Raw genomic sequence first — 16,599 nt, forward strand, 5'->3', positions numbered from 1 at the left:
TTACTCCATCGGTAAAATCTTGATGGTGGTACTAAAAGGACGTTCATTACTTAGCGTTTTCAACAATATAACTGCTCGGCGACATGCCATAATGCTTATTGAAGTCTCTTGAGAAATTGGATTGTACGGTATAACCTACCATAATTGCTATTTGGCTAATGTTATACTCTTTCTGGGTAAGCAGTTCTGCGGCCTTTTTCAATCGAGAAATATTGATCAATTCATTGGGGGTGAGATCGGATAGCCCTTTAATTTTACGGTAAAGGGTTGGGCGGCTCATATGCATCAGTTTGGCAAGTCCATCCACATTGAGATCTATCACTGAAATATTTTCATAAATTACAGTATTGAGCTGGCTGATAAAGTCTTTGTCGGGTGCCGATACATTGATATCCATTAAGTTGGATCCAGAAGAATTGGTCATATAATTCTGGATAATTTTGCGGTTCTTGAGGATGTTACGTATTTGTACCATGAGGAATTCGAGCGAGAAGGGTTTTTCGATGTAAGCATCAGCACCATTTTTTAACCCTTGAATCTTTGAATCGAGCGCATTTTTTGCAGTCAGAAAAATCACGGGAATGTGACTGTAGAGGATGTCTGTTTTAATGCGTTTGCATAGTGCAAGTCCATCCATAATCGGCATCATAATATCAGTCAGTACGAGTTGCACGTTCTCTTTGTCTAAAATTTCGAGCGCTTCAGCGCCATTACCAGCTCGTAAAATTGTGTAACTTGATTTTAATTCCTTATTGAGGTAAGCCATTATTTCTTTATTATCTTCAACGAGCAGGATTACCGGTTTTTCCTCTTGTTGCTCATCTGCTTTACCAATGAATACATGCTCGTCAAAATCTTCCTGAAATGATTGGATATCCAGGGATTGTTCCTGAAAGATAGGGACGGAGAGCAAAAATATATTGCGGTTTTCTTCCATATGAATAAGAGATAATGTTCCTTGATGCAGTTCGACCAAAGAACGGGAAAGGGGCAGGCCAATTCCTGTTCCGGTATCTTTGTCGGATTCGTTTAGTCGATAAAAGGGTTCAAAAATTTTTTCTTTTTTCTCAAAGGGTATAAGGAGACCATCATTTTTAAATTCAATATTGAACATAATGTCATCGCTATTGAATGGAAGCAGTTTGACATAGACTTCTTGCTCCGCGTATTTTATTGCATTGTGGATGAGGTTTGTAAATACTTTTCGAAGGGCCTCTTCATCTACATAGGCTGTGAGACTGATACGTGGAAGGCTGAGATCATAGCGTAAATGTTTGTCTTTGGCCAGGTAATTGAAATCGTGAAATACCTCGGCTAGAAGGGTATTGATGTCGGTTTTTGTAAAGATAAGGCTCATATTGTTGGTTTCTGCTTTTCTAAAATCCAGTAACTGGTTGGTGAGGCGAATTAATCGCGTTGTATTTTTTTCGATCAGGGCAAGGTCTTGAGCCGTCTCCTGATCGGTGAATTTCTGGTTATTTATTATTTTCTCCAGGGGCATTTTGATTAAGGTGAGCGGGGTACGAATCTCATGAGCGAGGTTCGTAAAAAACTCCAGCTTGAGTGTGTATATTTCCTGCTCTTTTTTCCGTTCGAAGCTATCCATCTTTTGCGCATTATTGGCCTTTAAAAGCAGTAGGTAATAGCGTAATACCAGCAGTGTAATTGTACCGAAGGTCAGAAAATAGAGCACGTATGCCCAGCGAGACAACCACCAGGGGGGCGAAACAATGATGCGCAGTTTTTTTTCGGCGGGATTCCAAACCCTATTATTGTTTGCACCCCTGAACTTAAAGATATACGTCCCTGGCGGAAGTTTATTGTAATAGATTTTTTGATTCCCTGTAATATCGGTCCATTCTTTGTCGTAACCTTCCATGATATACCGATAGGCGTTGCTTTTTGGTGAAGCAAAACTTAACGCTGCAATATTAAAGCTAATATTGGATCTGTCGTAGGTCAGTTGGATTTCTTTTGCTATGGTGATGGATTCTTTTAGTATCCCATTTTCACGAACAGCTATGTTTGCATTGTTGATTTGAATGCCACTAATAAATATTGGGGGGACAAAGTTGTTCTTAATGGATTTTGTAGGGTTGAAACTTACCATTCCTTTTATAGTTCCGAAATATAAAGTCCCGTCATTATCCTTGAAAGCTGAATTATAATTAAATTGATCTGCGGGAAGTCCATCTCTGGATGTGTAAATGATCCTACGAGGCACTCCTTCATCCAATCTGACCAGACCACTGCCGGTAGATATCCAAATGCTTTTGTTGTCATCTTCCAGCACCTTAAATACTTGATTGGAAGGTAATCCCGATTCGGTCAGATAATTGGTAAATCGACCATCCCGGCGGTATTTTGAAAGGCCGCTTTCTGTACAAAACCATAAGTTTTTTTTGCTGTCTTCAAATAGGCCATTGACATAATTATTGACGAGTGAATTTTTGTTGCCTTGTTCAGACAGTAACTGCTGAATTTTTCCCGAATTGTAGTTATAGCTGTAGACGCCGCTTCCATAGGTATTGATCCAGAATATACCCTCTTCGTCTTCATAAATACCTTGTATCCATGCAGTAATAGGGAGGAGGTGAAAACGGTCACGAGTTTTATTGTAGACATATAAGGCGCGATCGGTTCCTACAAATAGGTTATTGTCTCTGGATTTATAGAGGCAAACGGCAAAGCTGCTTTGTAATGGTCCATCACCAATGCGGTCATAATGCTTTTTTAATTTTCCTGTTCTTACGTCCAGAATGTCAATACCATGAGTTGTGGAACCTACCCAAAGGTCGTTGCCGACAGTTGCCAAACCGTGAACGTTATTATGCGCAATACTTCCCTGTTTGCCATTGGCAACAAAGTGCTGAATCTGGTTTGTTTGCGCATCTATTTTATTTAGACCGCCATCTTCTGTTCCTATCCAGAAATTTCCATCGTGATCTTTGGTGATATCGTGCACGATATTGCCTGACAGGGCAGATTTTCCAAATCCGGATAAATACTTTTTGAAATTATCAAATTGGTTGCTGTATTGGTTAAAACCACCAAAATATGTTCCAAACCAAATATTGCCTTCCCGATCGCGATAGAAATTTAAGATCGCATTGTCCGATATGGCAAATGGGTTGAGCAGATCTTTTTTAATGTGTTGGATCTGTCCTGTGTGAATGTCAAATGTATATATTCCAGTTTCTGTTCCGATCCAATATACTGATGCTGTCTGTTGAATAATGCAATTTGCCTGGATAACTTTGTTAGGGTAATGGTTTGAAAATAAATTTTTTAATGTTCCATTTTTGAAGTCAAAGAGATAGGCCGAATTGATCGTCCCAATCATCAGTAGCGAATCGTTGATTGCATAGACGGTTTTGGTATTTGCTAGCGCTCGCCGATCGATCTTTTTGAGATCGACATTGACAAATTTATGGGTGCTAACCTGATATCTTTGTATTGTACTATTGTTGTCTGCGATCCACAGCCCCCCTTTCTTACTGCTGGTGATAGCTACCAGCGCAGTTTTGTTATGATCATATGTCGTAATTTCTTTTGTTGCGGAACTATAACGGTAAAGTTTGCCATTGGAAAGCAACCAGATAAATCCTGCATATTCGTGTAGGGCATTTACTTCACCGATTGGTATACCCTTGAATGGTTTGAAATTTTCTTTTGCGGGATCGTAACAGTAAGTACCGCGAGTCGTTCCCACCCACAGGACGCCTTTGCTGTCGGTGAGCATACTTAAGATAGAAGAGCTTCCGATGCTTGTCGAATCTGAAGCATTGTGTCTAAATATCTTAAATTGATTGCCATCGAAACGATTGAGGCCATTTCTTGTACCGAGCCATAGAAAGCCCTGACTATCCTGTGTAATACACTTGACGGAACTATTCGAGAGTCCATCGTTTGTTTGATAATTTTTGAAATAGATGGATTGTGCCCGCCCGTGGATACACGCTAGGAAGGTATATAAAACTAATATGGTGGTTATTCTTTTCAAAATTGATTACGTATAACTAAAAATAGTCAATTAAAAGATAAAAAAGCATTTTACTGATACGCTTTGATATAAAATTGAGACGCTGTGATTGGACGAGCTACTGAGATTTGTGCATTTTTATATCAAGATAATAACCAAATATAAACGTATGTTGTGCCCAAGAATTATGACAGGTAGAGCCTGTGCCCCTACACGAACCAATATTTCTATGATTTTGCCTCACAGACTCGTTGATGCAACAGTTGGCCAAGTAGACGTTCATTTTCGATGAGTTTTAACATCTATCAATAGCATTAAATCACTTAATATGAGCTGTGCATCGTACATGCACGACATAAATCAATTAAACCACTAATCAAAAAGCGTATGAAAAATAAACTACTTGCACAATGCGCAATGACACTTACATTTCTGCTTGTATCTTTTATTGCATTTGCCCAGACGAAAGTCTTAAAGGGGAAGGTTGTGGATGAAACACAGGGTCCATTGGCAGGAGCTACAATCAAGGTAAAAGGAGGGACTGCCGCTACAACAACAGACACAAAAGGTGTCTTTACATTGACTGTTCCCGAAGATGCTAAATCACTGGAAGTCTCTTTTATCGGATATAGTTTAAAAGAAGTGCCTATTGTAGGAAATGAAGTTACTGTAGCTTTGGAACCTAGTGCTGGTCAGGGCCTAGAAGAAGTTGTGGTGATCGGTTATGGTACCGCGAGGAAAAAGGATCTAACGGGATCTATGGTCACTATTGGCGCTAAAAATTTTAATAAAGGAATCATGACAAGTCCTGATCAACTGATACAAGGAAAGACGCCCGGTGTGATGGTAATTAATAATACGGGGCAACCTGGCGGGTCAACGACAGTACGTATCCGTGGGAACTCATCGATCCGGGCAAGTAACAATCCGTTGTTTGTACTCGACGGTGTACCTATGTCCGGCAATTCGCCGCTGCCCGAGGGGAGAGGGGGTTTTTCTTCCGATAGGGGAAATCCGTTGACCTATTTGAATCCAGGTGATATCGCGAGCATGGATATTCTTAAAGATGCTTCGGCGACCGCCATCTACGGTTCTCGGGGTGCAAACGGCGTTGTCATTATTTCAACGAAAAGGGGGAAAGTAGGGCAACCTGAGGTTTCTGTAGGAGCGTCTGCAGGTGTTTCAACTATGCGGGAATATCCCGACGTATTGGATGCTGGTCGATTTAGAGAAGCGCTAAATTATTATACACCATCTGAAGTTGCAAATGCTGATTTTGGTGGCAATGAGGATGCCTTTAAGGCGATCACACGAAAAGCGATCACGCAAAATTACTATGCTGATGTAGCAGGTGGAACCGAATATGGAAAATATCGTCTTTCGGGTGGATATTTAAATCAAAACGGTATTATTCGTGGATCACAACTGAAGAAATATACAGCTAATTTTAACGGTAATTTCCGTTTTCTGGAAAACAAACGATTGGGATTGGATTTTGCAGTCTTTTTGACGCAGATGGACAATCGGTATTCGCCGATCAATGCGATGGTGGGTTCGGAAGGAAATGTGATCTCTCAAGCCTTACAGTGGAATCCAACACGCCCCTTAAGAGACGATCAAGGCAATTTAACATTTGTTAGTTCAACAACACGAAACCCCTTAACGAGTATTGAAGCCTTTAAAGATTTGGCGACAACGAATACCATGGTGATCAACTTGGCGCCATACTATAAAATTACAGACGATTTGGAATATCGCTTTATTTATAGTGCGATGCGACAAACTGGAAATCGCCAAGGGATGTACCGCGCAGGACTTATTGATCCTTCAGCTGTAAACAATGAGCAGGCCTTTATTTCAAATAATGGAGAAACCAACTTACAAATGACGCATATGCTCTCCTACAATAAGCAAATCAATTCAGATTGGAGTGTCAATGCGGTAGCAGGTTATGAGTATTTGGATTATAACTATAATAATAACATATCCTTTGGCGGCGGTTTTCGTTATATGGGATTAGATTATTTTGACTACCTACAATATACACCTGTTTCCACACGTGAAATATCGTCGTACAGAAGTCCGACCAACCAATTGCAGTCGATGTTCTTAAGAGGGGGATTCAATTACTTGGATCGCTATTTATTGACAGCAACGGTGCGTAGAGATGGTTCTACTAAATTCGGATCAAACAACAAGTATGCTATGTTTCCTTCCCTGGCGGTAGCTTGGAACATTAATGAGGAGGAGTTTTTAAAGTCTTCCGGTTTATTTAACCAATTGAAAGTCCGTTTAGGATGGGGAAGAACAGGTAATCAAGAATTCCCTTCGGGTGCCTCGTTAAATAGATTGGTATTCGGGAACCAAAGTGTAAGCCAGGCTAATTATGGAAACGCTGACTTGAAATGGGAAACTTCCACAACGCTAAATGCAGGTATCGACTTTGGAATTTTGGGCAATCGTCTCTACGGATCAATCGACTATTTTAATAAAAAAACTACAGATGCACTATTTGAGCAAACACTCGCACAACCGGCTCCAGCAGGACGTATATGGGTGAATTTGGACGGCGAAATTGTCAATAAAGGAGTGGAAGTAGCATTGACAGGTACTATTATCAAAAACGACAATTGGACTTGGGATTTGACTGGAAATGCTACTTTTCTTAAAAATAGTGTGAGTGGGTTGGTGGGATATTACGAAACAGGAGCGCTACGGGGGCAAGGGTTCTCAGGTGTATTGGGGCAACGTATGGTGAATGGACAGCCTCTTAATGTTTGGTACTTGGCGGATTATCAAGGGATAGACCCACAAACCGGTATGAGTATGTATCGCGGACAGGATGGAAGTATCAGTACTGCCAACGATCCTGCTATTAATAAATTTTATATGCATAGTCCAAATCCTACCACTTTACTGGGACTATCAACAAATGTAAATTACAAACAGTTTTCTTTGGCGGCCAATATGAACGGTGCTTTTGGACATTATCTATTTAACAACACAGCCGCAACAACCTTGGGACTGAGTAATTTGTCATCACGTAATATTGGATCCGCATTTTTTAACACTGGAGTTAAAGAATCTACATCCAATTCTGCAGCGCCTTCTACGCGATTTCTTGAAAAAGGAGATTACTTAAAAATGGCTAATCTAACTTTAAGTTACCGTGTTGGTAATGTAGGCAGAACGCTTAAGAACTTAAATGTATCCCTAACTGGACAGAATCTTTTTATAATCACAAAGTATACTGGATTTGATCCAGAAGTGAATACCGATGGTGCAACAAATGGTATCCCATCGTTAGGTATTGAATATTTGCCGTATCCACCGGCAAGAAATGTTCTATTGGGGGTTAATTTTTCGCTTTAAGCATATACTGTAGGTCATTTGTGTGAATGTCTTAAAATCGAAATGGATGAACAGATAATAAATTTAGAAGGATAAAAAAGATGAAATTAAGAACTTTATTATATATCGGAATAATTGGCTCCATTGTAACAAGTACATTTTCTTGTACTAAATTAAAGGAGGAATTTAAAGGAGAATTAGAAGAGGGAACATCCAATGTGGATCCTGGAAGCTTATTGATCACTGCTTATAATTCATTGAATACACCTTATCAGCAGGAACAGCGCTGGGTGATGCAGGAAATCTCATCAGATGCCGCCATGGCTCCAACGCGTGGTGGTGACTGGGATGATAATGGTATGCATCGTGCGATCCATTTACATACCTGGAATGCAGACAATGGTTATATGAACAACACTTTCGTCAGTTTAGGGACAGCCATCTATAATGCGGGCAATGTGTTGCGGTATAATCCGAGTGCGCAGCAAGGGGCAGAAGCGAAGTTTATTCGTGCGTTGGTCATGTTTGATATGTTGGATCTCTATGGCGTAGTGCCCATCCGGGAAGGAGCCTCTTTTGAAGATTTTAGAATCGCACCAGAGGTGTTACAGCCACAGGCGGCTATTGACTATATGGTTAAGGATCTCAACGAAATTATAGCGAGTTTGCCTGCAAACGGGCCGAAAGCGGCTTATGTAGCAAACAAAAATGCTGCAAAAGCCTTGTTGATGAAAATTTATCTTAACAAAGGGACGTTTTTAAATAGACAATCGCCAGCTTTTGCGGCGGAGGATATGAATAAAGTAGTATCGCTTGCTAAGGAAATTGTCGCTACGGGTGCTTATTCAATTTCACCAAAAGGCAAATATTTTGACAATTTTGCACCTGACAACGACGAAAAGTCCACAGAGAATATTTTTACTTTGTACAATAAAAATGGAGATCGGGGTGGAAATGTGGACCGTACATGGAATACAATTGCGCATTATAATATGAATCCGGGGGGATGGAACGGTTGGTGTACCTTATCAGACTATTACGATAAATTTTCTGCATCGGATGAACGAAGGGGAATTTATTATGAATATGCAGCGGATACAACGTCCAATAAAAAGAAGGAATTTAAACGTCAAAATGTTGGTTTTTTTGCTGGGCAACAATATAATTGGAGTACAAACAAGCCATTGATGGCTAGAAATCCAGCGAACGCACCTTTAGTTTTTACACGTGAAGTAACAATCCGTACATCAGGTGCAACATTGGAGACAGCCGGTATTCGTCCAATGAAGTATGCTTTTGACTATGGTATTACTGGGCAACGAAATAACGATTGGGTGGTATTTCGTTATGCTGATGTCTTGTTAATGCAAGCAGAGGCAATACTCCGAGGAGGGACAGGGACTGCTGCCAAAGCTCTTGCGCTGGTTAATGGAATTCGACTCAATCGTGGTGTAGATAATCTTACAGCCATGACGCTTGACAATTTGTTAGACGAACGTGCTCGCGAGTTATATTGGGAAGGATGGAGAAGACAAGATTTGATTCGTTTCGGTAAGTTCTTACTGGCCTGGCAGGAAAAGGCTGCAGATGCTGATCCGAAAACTTTGGTTTATCCGATTCCAAGTCAGCAGCTTGCGGTGAATCCAAACTTGAAGCAGAATCCAGGCTATTAAGCTGAAGGAACTGTTCGTAACAAACAGGATGGCTTCATCCTAATTGTTTAATAGAAGAAGGTATCTAGCTGGTGCGGAAAACTCCAATCGGCTAAATACCTTTTTTATGATTGAAAGGTATCACTGCTATTCAATTTTCAAAGCGATATTCCGTTTGAGCGCAAACGCGATGTTAGTTAAAAAGTAAAGGATAAAAAGTCGGGATGGCCGGATTTGAACCGACGACCTCCAGCACCCCATGCTGGCGCGATACCGGGCTACGCTACATCCCGAATTAATTCAAGTGGAAGGCCTTTTTTCAGGGCCGTTGGCTAGAATAATTTTGGTAGCGCTAAAGTAATAATTATCGAACAAAAATAAAATCTAAAAGAAGAAAAAAAGCCATTGAATTTGCAAGAGCACTATTTGTAATCTTTTTTGAGATCGAGGTATTGACTCAAAGTCTAAATACAGGCTTTATCTTTGCTGTAAGATTTAATAGGTCCTTTTGGGAAATAGTAGGGTATGGAAAGCTGCAAGTGAGTGCAAATGCCTGGTACATTTTACGGTAGAGCGTCTGCGGACTTTATATTAAAATGATAAAACTATTTGTTAACAGTGTTGTTCTATAGATAGCTTTTAAACATTTAACATTTTATATAAACGCCCAATATCCATCGGATAGCGGGCGTTTATCTTTGTATAGCTGGATGAAAACAGTTTCTAAGATACTGTTGCAGTCTTTAATACATTACGGTAAGGGTAAGAATGGAAGATGTGTCTACGGGCAAATCGACCTAAAGAATCTGCATTGACAAATTTAATATAATCGTTTCGCTGAACACCGAAATATTCATATTGGCTGCCGTCGTGAAAAGTGACAGTCAATATTTGTCCTTTCCAGTCAACATCCTGAATACCTGAATTGGTAATTGTCTCTGTGTAGATGGGCAATTGTTGCTCTAATGTTTCAGAACAGATGCTTACCAGAAAGTGGTATGCTTCGATCATTGCAACACTTTTTTCCTCTGCAGCCAAACGACCTTCTTCATCATTGACAAATTTATCTGGATGACATTCTTTCATGATCGTCCGGTAAGTAGATTTCAGGGTTTTGAGATCCACAGATTTATCTACGTTAAGTAACTTCCGGTAGTCGGCAATTTTTTTCATGGCGGCAAAGTTATGCTTAATAATCAGATTATTCGCTATAAAATAGGAAAAAAACTTATTTTTTCAATAACGTTTTTACGTAGAGCTGCTCGACCTTCTCTCTAGCCCAAGGTGTTTTTCTTAAGAAAGTTAACGAAGATTTGACACTTGGATTCTCATTGAAACATCGAATAGCTATGCGTTGACCTAATTCTTCCCAACCATAGTACTCTACTAAATATTCTATAATGGTGTCAAGTCTTTTACCGTGTAGTGGATTATTAATTTGTTCTTGCATGTCGTAAAGATAATAATCTTCAATTGATGGATCGTGCTAATTTTTACTATCAATTAGTTGTGCAGCCAGTTCCTTTAACGCCGTACGGAGTTGTTCATCCCAGATTTCTCCCGCACCGTCCAGTTTGCCCCTTACTCCTTCGATGAGTAGGTTTCTTTTTTCATCAATTTGGGCTCCTAATCCGCGCATGATGTGTTGCAGTTCGACGTGTGCATGTTCACCTTGTGCAGCGGCGGTGATGATACCTATGGGCTTATCGTTGAAAACTGTGGTTGCTGCGCACCACTCAAGTAGATTTTTTAATCCACTGGGCACACTGAAAATATATTCGGGACTGCAGATCAAAACAATGTCTGCTTCTTGAATAATTTGGCGTAATGCAATAATTTCAATAGGTGGATGGGACTGGCTCTCATCTGGATCAAAATGCGGCAGTTCTTTCAGACGATCAAATAGCGTGAAATGGATATCGCCATTAATCTCTTTTTGTAGGTGCTTTATAATATGATGATTGGATGAATGGGTACTGGCGCTACCTACAATTGCAAAAATAGTTTTCATGTGAGTCTAAATCTAATCAACGGTTGTCTATATCCGCTGTGTTTGTATTTTTCTTATATGCTGAATGAAGAAACTAAATTACAATATTCGATTCAAACGATTTACTTTATTCTCCGATTCGCTGTAATTTTTAGATTGGTCTGTTTTTGATCCAACTTTCCTCAGTAAGGATAGCCGATTTCAGGTGAAATTATAGAAGACGGTGATTGGATCAGAAAATAAAAAAAGGATGGTGGACCAACACCATCCTTCATTGAAAAAATGATTAATTAAAAGCATCAACATGCGTTATGCATTGCTTTATATTAATTTTAACCATCGCTAAAATAGGATTAAAAATTGCTTATTGCAAATGGGGGAATGGATATAGCATGCCTTGTTGATGGAGTATCCAGATGGAACTAAACTGAAGCTTGACTATTGGTGGTGTGTTTAGTTTGGTCAGCTAAATAATTAGCGTAGTTTGTTTTTGATTGAGCCTGAACTTTTGTAGTTTGGCTGCTATAAACCTTTTATAAATATGATGAACCTAAAAAATCATTTGCTATTTGTGGTATCGACTTCCTGTTTGTTTTTTTCATGTAAAGGAAACGGGGACAAGAAAGAAATGTATGCGTTAAAATCAAAATCTTTGGCCGGTACGTATAAGTTAATTGACAGCAAGACAATTAAAGGAAAGGATACTGTGACAGCTTTTACAGACAGTAGCAAAACAGAGATGTTTAAAATGTTTAATGATGACCACTTTTCTTTTTTTAATCATGATAAGGAAAAAGGCAAAGGGAAAGAACCTTTGTTTGTAGCGGGCGGCGGGACCTATTCCTTTGATGGTGTTAAATATCAAGAAAGTTTGCAATATTGTTCCATACGTGATTGGGAAAGGAATACATTTGATTTTCAACTCAAGATAAAGGGGGATACATTGATTCAAACAGGCGTGGAAAATCTGCCAGAATTAGGAGTTCACCATACTATTGTAGAAACCTATCTTAAAGTCAGATAGTCAATATTGGTATAAAGGAGTTATAGCATCGGTATTAAGCTATTTTAATCATGCAGATACTTAAGATCATTGTTCTGTTTTTTTTTGCAGTACAGGATCGTCTAAAAGGCATTTTAGGTACTTTTAAAATTATTTGTAAAAAAAGTGAAATTATATTGCAACATTTTCGAGAGGGTGTCGACTACATAGTAGAAACATAAGAATTAACAGAATTAATTTTACAACGTGCAAAATCAGCTTAGCGATAAAGATTTATTAGCGATGTGCCAAACGGGTAATGAGTCTGGGTTTGCGCAGCTTTATCATCGCTATGCAAAAAAGATCTTTAATTCTATTTATCGGATTTTGGCCAATCAGGAAGAGAGTGAAGATATTTTGCAGGAGACTTTTGTTGACTTTTTTTCAAGATCGGAAAAGTGGCATTTGGTTCTCAGTGTGGAAGCTTGGTTGAGAAGGATGGGCGTGAATAAGGCTATTTCACTGTTAAGGAAGAATAAACAGTATTTTACGTCGGTGGACGATTTGGAAATTCAGGATGATGGCGAAGATGAATTACTGGAAAAAGAATGGCGTGAGTGCCGTTTAACGGATTTAGAGCATGTAATTGATCAATTGACGGGCGTGCCCAAGATGGTCGTTAACCTTTATCTGTTTGAAAATATGAGCCATGACGAAGTTGCGGAAGCATTGGGAATGACAGCAGTTGCCGTCCGTAGCCAATACCATCGCGCTAAAAAGAAAATTTACGAACAATTGAAGGAAAGGTATAATTATGCGGGATAATTTAAAAGATTTTGTGAACGCAAATCGGGAATCATTTGATCAGAGAGAACCTTCGGCTGACTTATGGAATAAAATAAGACCACAAGTAGTTCCGCCTGTTCAGCAAAGAAAGATTAAGCCTCTTTGGAAGTGGGCTAGTATTGCAGCAGCGGTCTTATTGGTAGGAACAGCAGCATTTATCGCTTTTAACCGACCGGGCGACTTAATGATTGAAAAGCCCGTGGCTGCTGTACGTCCTCATGTTGTTCGCGAAAATGAAAGCGATAAAAAAGCCGTTAACGCAACAGTACGACGCGCTGATAACGATAATTCAACTAAATTGACTCCGTCTATGGCAATAGCGGGTAGGCAAACCAAAAGAAAGCAGTTGGCAACAGCAAACGTAACGACCAATGGTTTAGGTAAAATGCAAGAGAAAATTGATTACGTTGAGATGCTTCAGGATTCGAGTTCCGCAAGCGCACGTCTAAGTGCTGTCTTAGCGTTGAAAGATGAAGGTGGGTTAGATCGGAATAGTAGAGGAGCATTGGAAAGGACTGCTGTATCGGATCAAAACAGTAATGTGCGTATAGCTGCAATCGAAACGATATTAAGAGGACTGAGCCAAGAAGAACGTCAGCAGAAAGTTCAGGACTTATTTGTGGTGCAAAATGATCCCACGTTGCAAATGGAGCTTATGCAAATGATGGTTCAGCAAGATGATCCAAAGATGAAAGCGACAACAAAAGAAAAGTTAACTGAAATTGTGGAGGATCCCTTCACCTTGAAATTTGTGAAAGAACAGGCGTATGCGGTATTATTAAATCAATAGATGAATAGATTCAAGAACGTCCACTTGTGTAAGCTCGCTTACGAAAAGGTAGAGCAGATGGCTTGGTTAATAATAAGGAAGAAAAAATAAATTGAGATGAAAAAGTTAAGGATAATGATGATTGGGATGGCACTTATTTTTGCAAGTGCATTACAGGCCCAGGTAAATGAAAGTGTGGAAGGAGTTGCTGCGCCAAAGCCTCCTAATCCTCCTAAAAAGGCTAGAGCGGTTTCAGGCGTTGCCGTAAGTAATAGTACTAATTTTACATTCAATTCTTCAGGATTCGGCGGTTCTAATGGACCCAAAAGCTGGAAGGAAATTAAAGTGCCTAATTTAGGAAGTAAACTCCTGTTAAAGTTGGATAATGTTTATATCGAAGGGTATAAGGGGAAGGATGTGCTGATTACCGCTAAGGTTGAGGATAATGAGGGAAATGATCGTGCAAAAGGCCTACGTGTCGTTAATGGTTCTGGATTATCGGATAATTCGGGACTCGGAATGAATATCAAAACAGAAGGTGGAGTGACCGAAATAAGCATGGTCGGGATGCCCCTAGAGGATTCTATCCGAATCAAGATACCTATGGATCTACCGTTGACGATAAAAGGGGGGCGTGGTGCGATGTTCAATGCTGGAGTGATCGAATTGAAAGATATGCACGCTGAGGTGGAAGTTTCCAATACGATGGGAAATGTGAATTTGTTGAACGTAACGGGACCAATCAATGTGAAGGTTGCACAGGGAGATGTAACAGCCAAGTTTGTTCAACCGGTCAAAGGACCTATTTCTCTTGTCGCTGCAATGGGCGCTGTAGATGTTGCTTTTCCCAAGAATTTTGGGGCAAATGTGGATGTGAAATCAGCAATGGGAAATATCTATGCCGCAGATGAATTCCAATTTGAAAAAAGCGCTGAGGAGCCCCAGTCAATCCCTATGGGTAATGCAGTGAAGGGCAAAATGAATGGCGGTGGACAGGACGTGATTTTGAAAACATCCCTGGGAGATATCTATATCAGGACCCAGAAGTAGTAAAAGTAGCCTGTTATAGATAACAGGCTACTTTTTTAGTTCCATACGTACGAGATACTGATCATTCTCATCTTCATATAAAATTTGGACTACCCAACCCATTTCGTGCGAAATTTTAATCAATAAATCCTGATCTAAATACAGCCATTTGAAGAGATCGCCTCGGGAGCCTTTGTATTCATACTGATATTGGATTTCCCCGAAATAGTGGGCCGGCTTCTTGACGTTGTAATCTTTATACAAATAACTGATATCGGACGAATCAAAAATCAGCTGCCCATTTTCCGTCAATAGTTCTTTACTATGCGCTAGTAGTTTTCGAAAGCCCTCCACATCTCCAGCAATACCGATCCCGTTCATCAGCAGCAAAAGCGTATCGTATCGCTGCCCTTTAAATTTATAAAAGTCTTCGCAGATAATATGTTGTACCCCGCGTTGCTGCATGATATGGCAAGCGGTTTGGGATTGTTCCAATGCATCCACTTCAAAGCCTTTTTCTTGTAAATATAGACTATGGCTGCCTACTCCAGCGCCCACATCCAATACACGTCCATCGCATAGCGATAGACCAATAAATTCTAGCTCAGGGAAATCATCAGGTTCCCGAAAGAAAATCTCTACCGGCATTTCGTCTTTATCGCCATAGCTGGTATGGAGTATGAGGGGGAATTTTTCTTCTTGATGTACAAAGTAATCATCAAGGGCTTCACCGTATACGTCTCTATGCATGGTCATCATCAATCATTAATACTTTCTTTGCAATATAAATGGAGTCTTCATCTCCTGTATGTTTCATCGGTTCGTCAGATAATTTGATGACGGGACTCCATTGATCATCTTCTGGCAAAGCATCTGTCATCTTGATGACAATATTCATTGGTTTAAGACCTACATCATTCGTAAAATTGGTGCCAACGCCAAAGGAATGTAAGATTTTACCCTCACAGTAGCCCGCAATTCTTTCGACTTTTTCATAGTCTAGGCCATCAGAAAATATAATGGTCTTTGAAAGCGGATTGATTCCATTTTTGTTATAGTGTGCAATAACTTTATCTGTAAATTCAAGAGGATCTCCACTATCATGTCGGACTCCATCAAATAATTTGGTTAACTTTTTATCGAATTGTTGAAAGAAGACTTCTGTTGTATAGGTGTCCGATAGTGCTATTCCGAGGTCGCCCCGATACACATCAGACCAATGTTCCAGTCCCAGGAGGTTGGCCATTTTGTAGCCATATTTAGCGGCGTGAAACATAAACCATTCATGGGCATGGGTGCCGATGGGCTTCGTTTCATATTTCATTGCTAAATAGACATTGCTGGTGCCAATAAATGTTTTTTCGCCATATTGCTTGAGTGTACGAACGACCAAATCATGCACTTCATGAGAATGGCGTCTTCGGGTGCCAAAATCAGCAATAGTAATATTGAGTTTTTTATATTTTTCGATTTTATCTTTCGCTGTGGCGATTACGTCTGCATCGGAGGAACGTTGTAAGCCCTGGGATTCATAAAAAAGTTCACAGATAAGAGACATCAACGGAACTTCCCAGAGGATAGTGCGATACCAGTACCCTTCGATAACGACTTCTAGATCGGGACCATCCTGAAATATTTTGACTTCTTCGGGATCATATCGGTAACCTTGGAGAAAGTCAAAATAGGTTGGGTCGATATAAGGACAAGTTCTGGCAAAAAAAGTCTTTTCGGCTTTTGTTAGTTTCAAATTAGCCATTTCGTTAACAGCCTGCTTCAAGAGGACATCAAAACCCTCAGGAAACTTGTGGTGTCCCCGATTGATAAAATGATAACGAGCCTTGGCCTTTGGAAACAACTTGACTACAGCATGCTGCATCGTGAATTTATAGAAGTCATTATCTAATATAGAGGTAAATGAAGCCATCCTTATCGATCTGTTTTTTTGTTTGAAGCGGTAAATTTACTAATTAACGTGAAATTGTGTGGATTGTTCATGAT

General features: G+C 39.9%; 12 protein-coding genes and 1 tRNA gene. 6 read left to right on the forward strand and 7 right to left on the reverse strand.

Translation table 11 applies throughout. From position 1 onward, the window contains the following. Positions 1 to 46: 46 nt before the first annotated feature. Positions 47 to 4,003 (reverse strand): two-component regulator propeller domain-containing protein, encoded by a 3,957-nt coding sequence (locus J2X77_RS11970; protein WP_310080931.1) that lies wholly within the window; start codon positions 4,001 to 4,003, stop codon positions 47 to 49. Positions 4,004 to 4,369: 366 nt separating this feature from the next. Between J2X77_RS11970 and J2X77_RS11975 the strand changes: the two genes are divergently transcribed. Together J2X77_RS11975 and J2X77_RS11980 are read left to right on the forward strand one after the other, a co-directional pair. Further along, positions 4,370 to 7,354 (forward strand): SusC/RagA family TonB-linked outer membrane protein, encoded by a 2,985-nt coding sequence (locus J2X77_RS11975; protein WP_209579050.1) that lies wholly within the window; start codon positions 4,370 to 4,372, stop codon positions 7,352 to 7,354. A gap of 80 nt (positions 7,355 to 7,434) precedes the next feature. After that, entirely contained in the window at positions 7,435 to 9,006 is a 1,572-nt protein-coding gene (locus J2X77_RS11980; RefSeq protein ID WP_310080934.1) for a RagB/SusD family nutrient uptake outer membrane protein, read from the forward strand. Between the two features lie 198 nt (positions 9,007 to 9,204). On the opposite strand, the gene J2X77_RS11985 is transcribed toward J2X77_RS11980, so the two are convergent. The 4 genes from J2X77_RS11985 to J2X77_RS12000 all read right to left on the reverse strand — a co-directional run bounded on the left by J2X77_RS11985 (position 9,205) and on the right by J2X77_RS12000 (position 10,996). Then, positions 9,205 to 9,278 (reverse strand) — tRNA-Pro (locus J2X77_RS11985). A 430-nt stretch (positions 9,279 to 9,708) separates the two neighbouring features. Then, positions 9,709 to 10,158, reverse strand: coding sequence for a KTSC domain-containing protein (locus J2X77_RS11990; protein ID WP_209579052.1), 450 nt, complete (start codon positions 10,156 to 10,158; stop codon positions 9,709 to 9,711). Positions 10,159 to 10,213: 55 nt separating this feature from the next. Then, a complete protein-coding gene (locus tag J2X77_RS11995; RefSeq protein WP_209579053.1) occupies positions 10,214 to 10,435 on the reverse strand; it encodes a VF530 family DNA-binding protein in 222 nt (73 codons plus the stop codon). A 36-nt stretch (positions 10,436 to 10,471) separates the two neighbouring features. Beyond that, positions 10,472 to 10,996 carry an NADPH-dependent FMN reductase gene (locus J2X77_RS12000; protein ID WP_209579054.1) on the reverse strand — a complete coding sequence of 175 codons (525 nt, stop codon included), beginning with the start codon at positions 10,994 to 10,996 and terminating at the stop codon, positions 10,472 to 10,474. A 520-nt stretch (positions 10,997 to 11,516) separates the two neighbouring features. On the opposite strand from J2X77_RS12000, the gene J2X77_RS12005 reads away from it, so the two are divergent. The 4 genes from J2X77_RS12005 to J2X77_RS12020 all read left to right on the forward strand — a co-directional run bounded on the left by J2X77_RS12005 (position 11,517) and on the right by J2X77_RS12020 (position 14,622). Beyond that, entirely contained in the window at positions 11,517 to 11,999 is a 483-nt protein-coding gene (locus J2X77_RS12005) for a hypothetical protein (RefSeq protein ID WP_209579055.1), read from the forward strand. A gap of 225 nt (positions 12,000 to 12,224) precedes the next feature. Next, positions 12,225 to 12,782, forward strand: a complete 558-nt coding sequence (locus tag J2X77_RS12010) for an RNA polymerase sigma factor (protein ID WP_209579056.1) — start codon at positions 12,225 to 12,227, stop codon at positions 12,780 to 12,782. Beyond that, positions 12,772 to 13,593 (forward strand): hypothetical protein, encoded by an 822-nt coding sequence (locus J2X77_RS12015; RefSeq protein ID WP_209579057.1) that lies wholly within the window; start codon positions 12,772 to 12,774, stop codon positions 13,591 to 13,593. Before J2X77_RS12010 ends, J2X77_RS12015 begins: the two co-directional genes overlap by 11 nt. 96 nt (positions 13,594 to 13,689) lie before the next feature. Beyond that, entirely contained in the window at positions 13,690 to 14,622 is a 933-nt protein-coding gene (locus J2X77_RS12020; protein ID WP_209579058.1) for a DUF4097 family beta strand repeat-containing protein, read from the forward strand. A gap of 27 nt (positions 14,623 to 14,649) precedes the next feature. Here J2X77_RS12020 and J2X77_RS12025 read toward each other — a convergent pair whose 3' ends face one another. Further along, positions 14,650 to 15,351, reverse strand: a complete 702-nt coding sequence (locus tag J2X77_RS12025) for a methyltransferase domain-containing protein (protein WP_209579059.1) — start codon at positions 15,349 to 15,351, stop codon at positions 14,650 to 14,652. After that, positions 15,344 to 16,525, reverse strand: a complete 1,182-nt coding sequence (gene pncB, locus J2X77_RS12030; protein ID WP_209579060.1) for a nicotinate phosphoribosyltransferase — start codon at positions 16,523 to 16,525, stop codon at positions 15,344 to 15,346. The genes J2X77_RS12025 and pncB overlap by 8 nt, the downstream gene beginning before the upstream one ends. Positions 16,526 to 16,599 lie beyond the last annotated feature (74 nt).

Source organism: Sphingobacterium sp. 2149 (assembly GCF_031455655.1).
Classification (GTDB): domain Bacteria; phylum Bacteroidota; class Bacteroidia; order Sphingobacteriales; family Sphingobacteriaceae; genus Sphingobacterium.

Bases quoted from the DNA above. Each gene is read 5' to 3' on its own strand.
- J2X77_RS12000 (WP_209579054.1), bottom strand. From the start codon at position 10,996: ATGAAAACTATTTTTGCAATTGTAGGTAGCGCCAGTACCCATTCATCC.
- J2X77_RS12025 (WP_209579059.1), bottom strand. From the start codon at position 15,351: ATGCATAGAGACGTATACGGTGAAGCCCTTGATGATTACTTTGTACAT.
- J2X77_RS12020 (WP_209579058.1), top strand. From the start codon at position 13,690: ATGAAAAAGTTAAGGATAATGATGATTGGGATGGCACTTATTTTTGCA.
- J2X77_RS12015 (WP_209579057.1), top strand. From the start codon at position 12,772: ATGCGGGATAATTTAAAAGATTTTGTGAACGCAAATCGGGAATCATTT.
- J2X77_RS11975 (WP_209579050.1), top strand. From the start codon at position 4,370: ATGAAAAATAAACTACTTGCACAATGCGCAATGACACTTACATTTCTG.
- J2X77_RS11990 (WP_209579052.1), bottom strand. From the start codon at position 10,158: ATGAAAAAAATTGCCGACTACCGGAAGTTACTTAACGTAGATAAATCT.
- J2X77_RS11980 (WP_310080934.1), top strand. From the start codon at position 7,435: ATGAAATTAAGAACTTTATTATATATCGGAATAATTGGCTCCATTGTA.
- pncB (WP_209579060.1), bottom strand. From the start codon at position 16,525: ATGGCTTCATTTACCTCTATATTAGATAATGACTTCTATAAATTCACG.
- J2X77_RS11995 (WP_209579053.1), bottom strand. From the start codon at position 10,435: ATGCAAGAACAAATTAATAATCCACTACACGGTAAAAGACTTGACACC.
- J2X77_RS12005 (WP_209579055.1), top strand. From the start codon at position 11,517: ATGATGAACCTAAAAAATCATTTGCTATTTGTGGTATCGACTTCCTGT.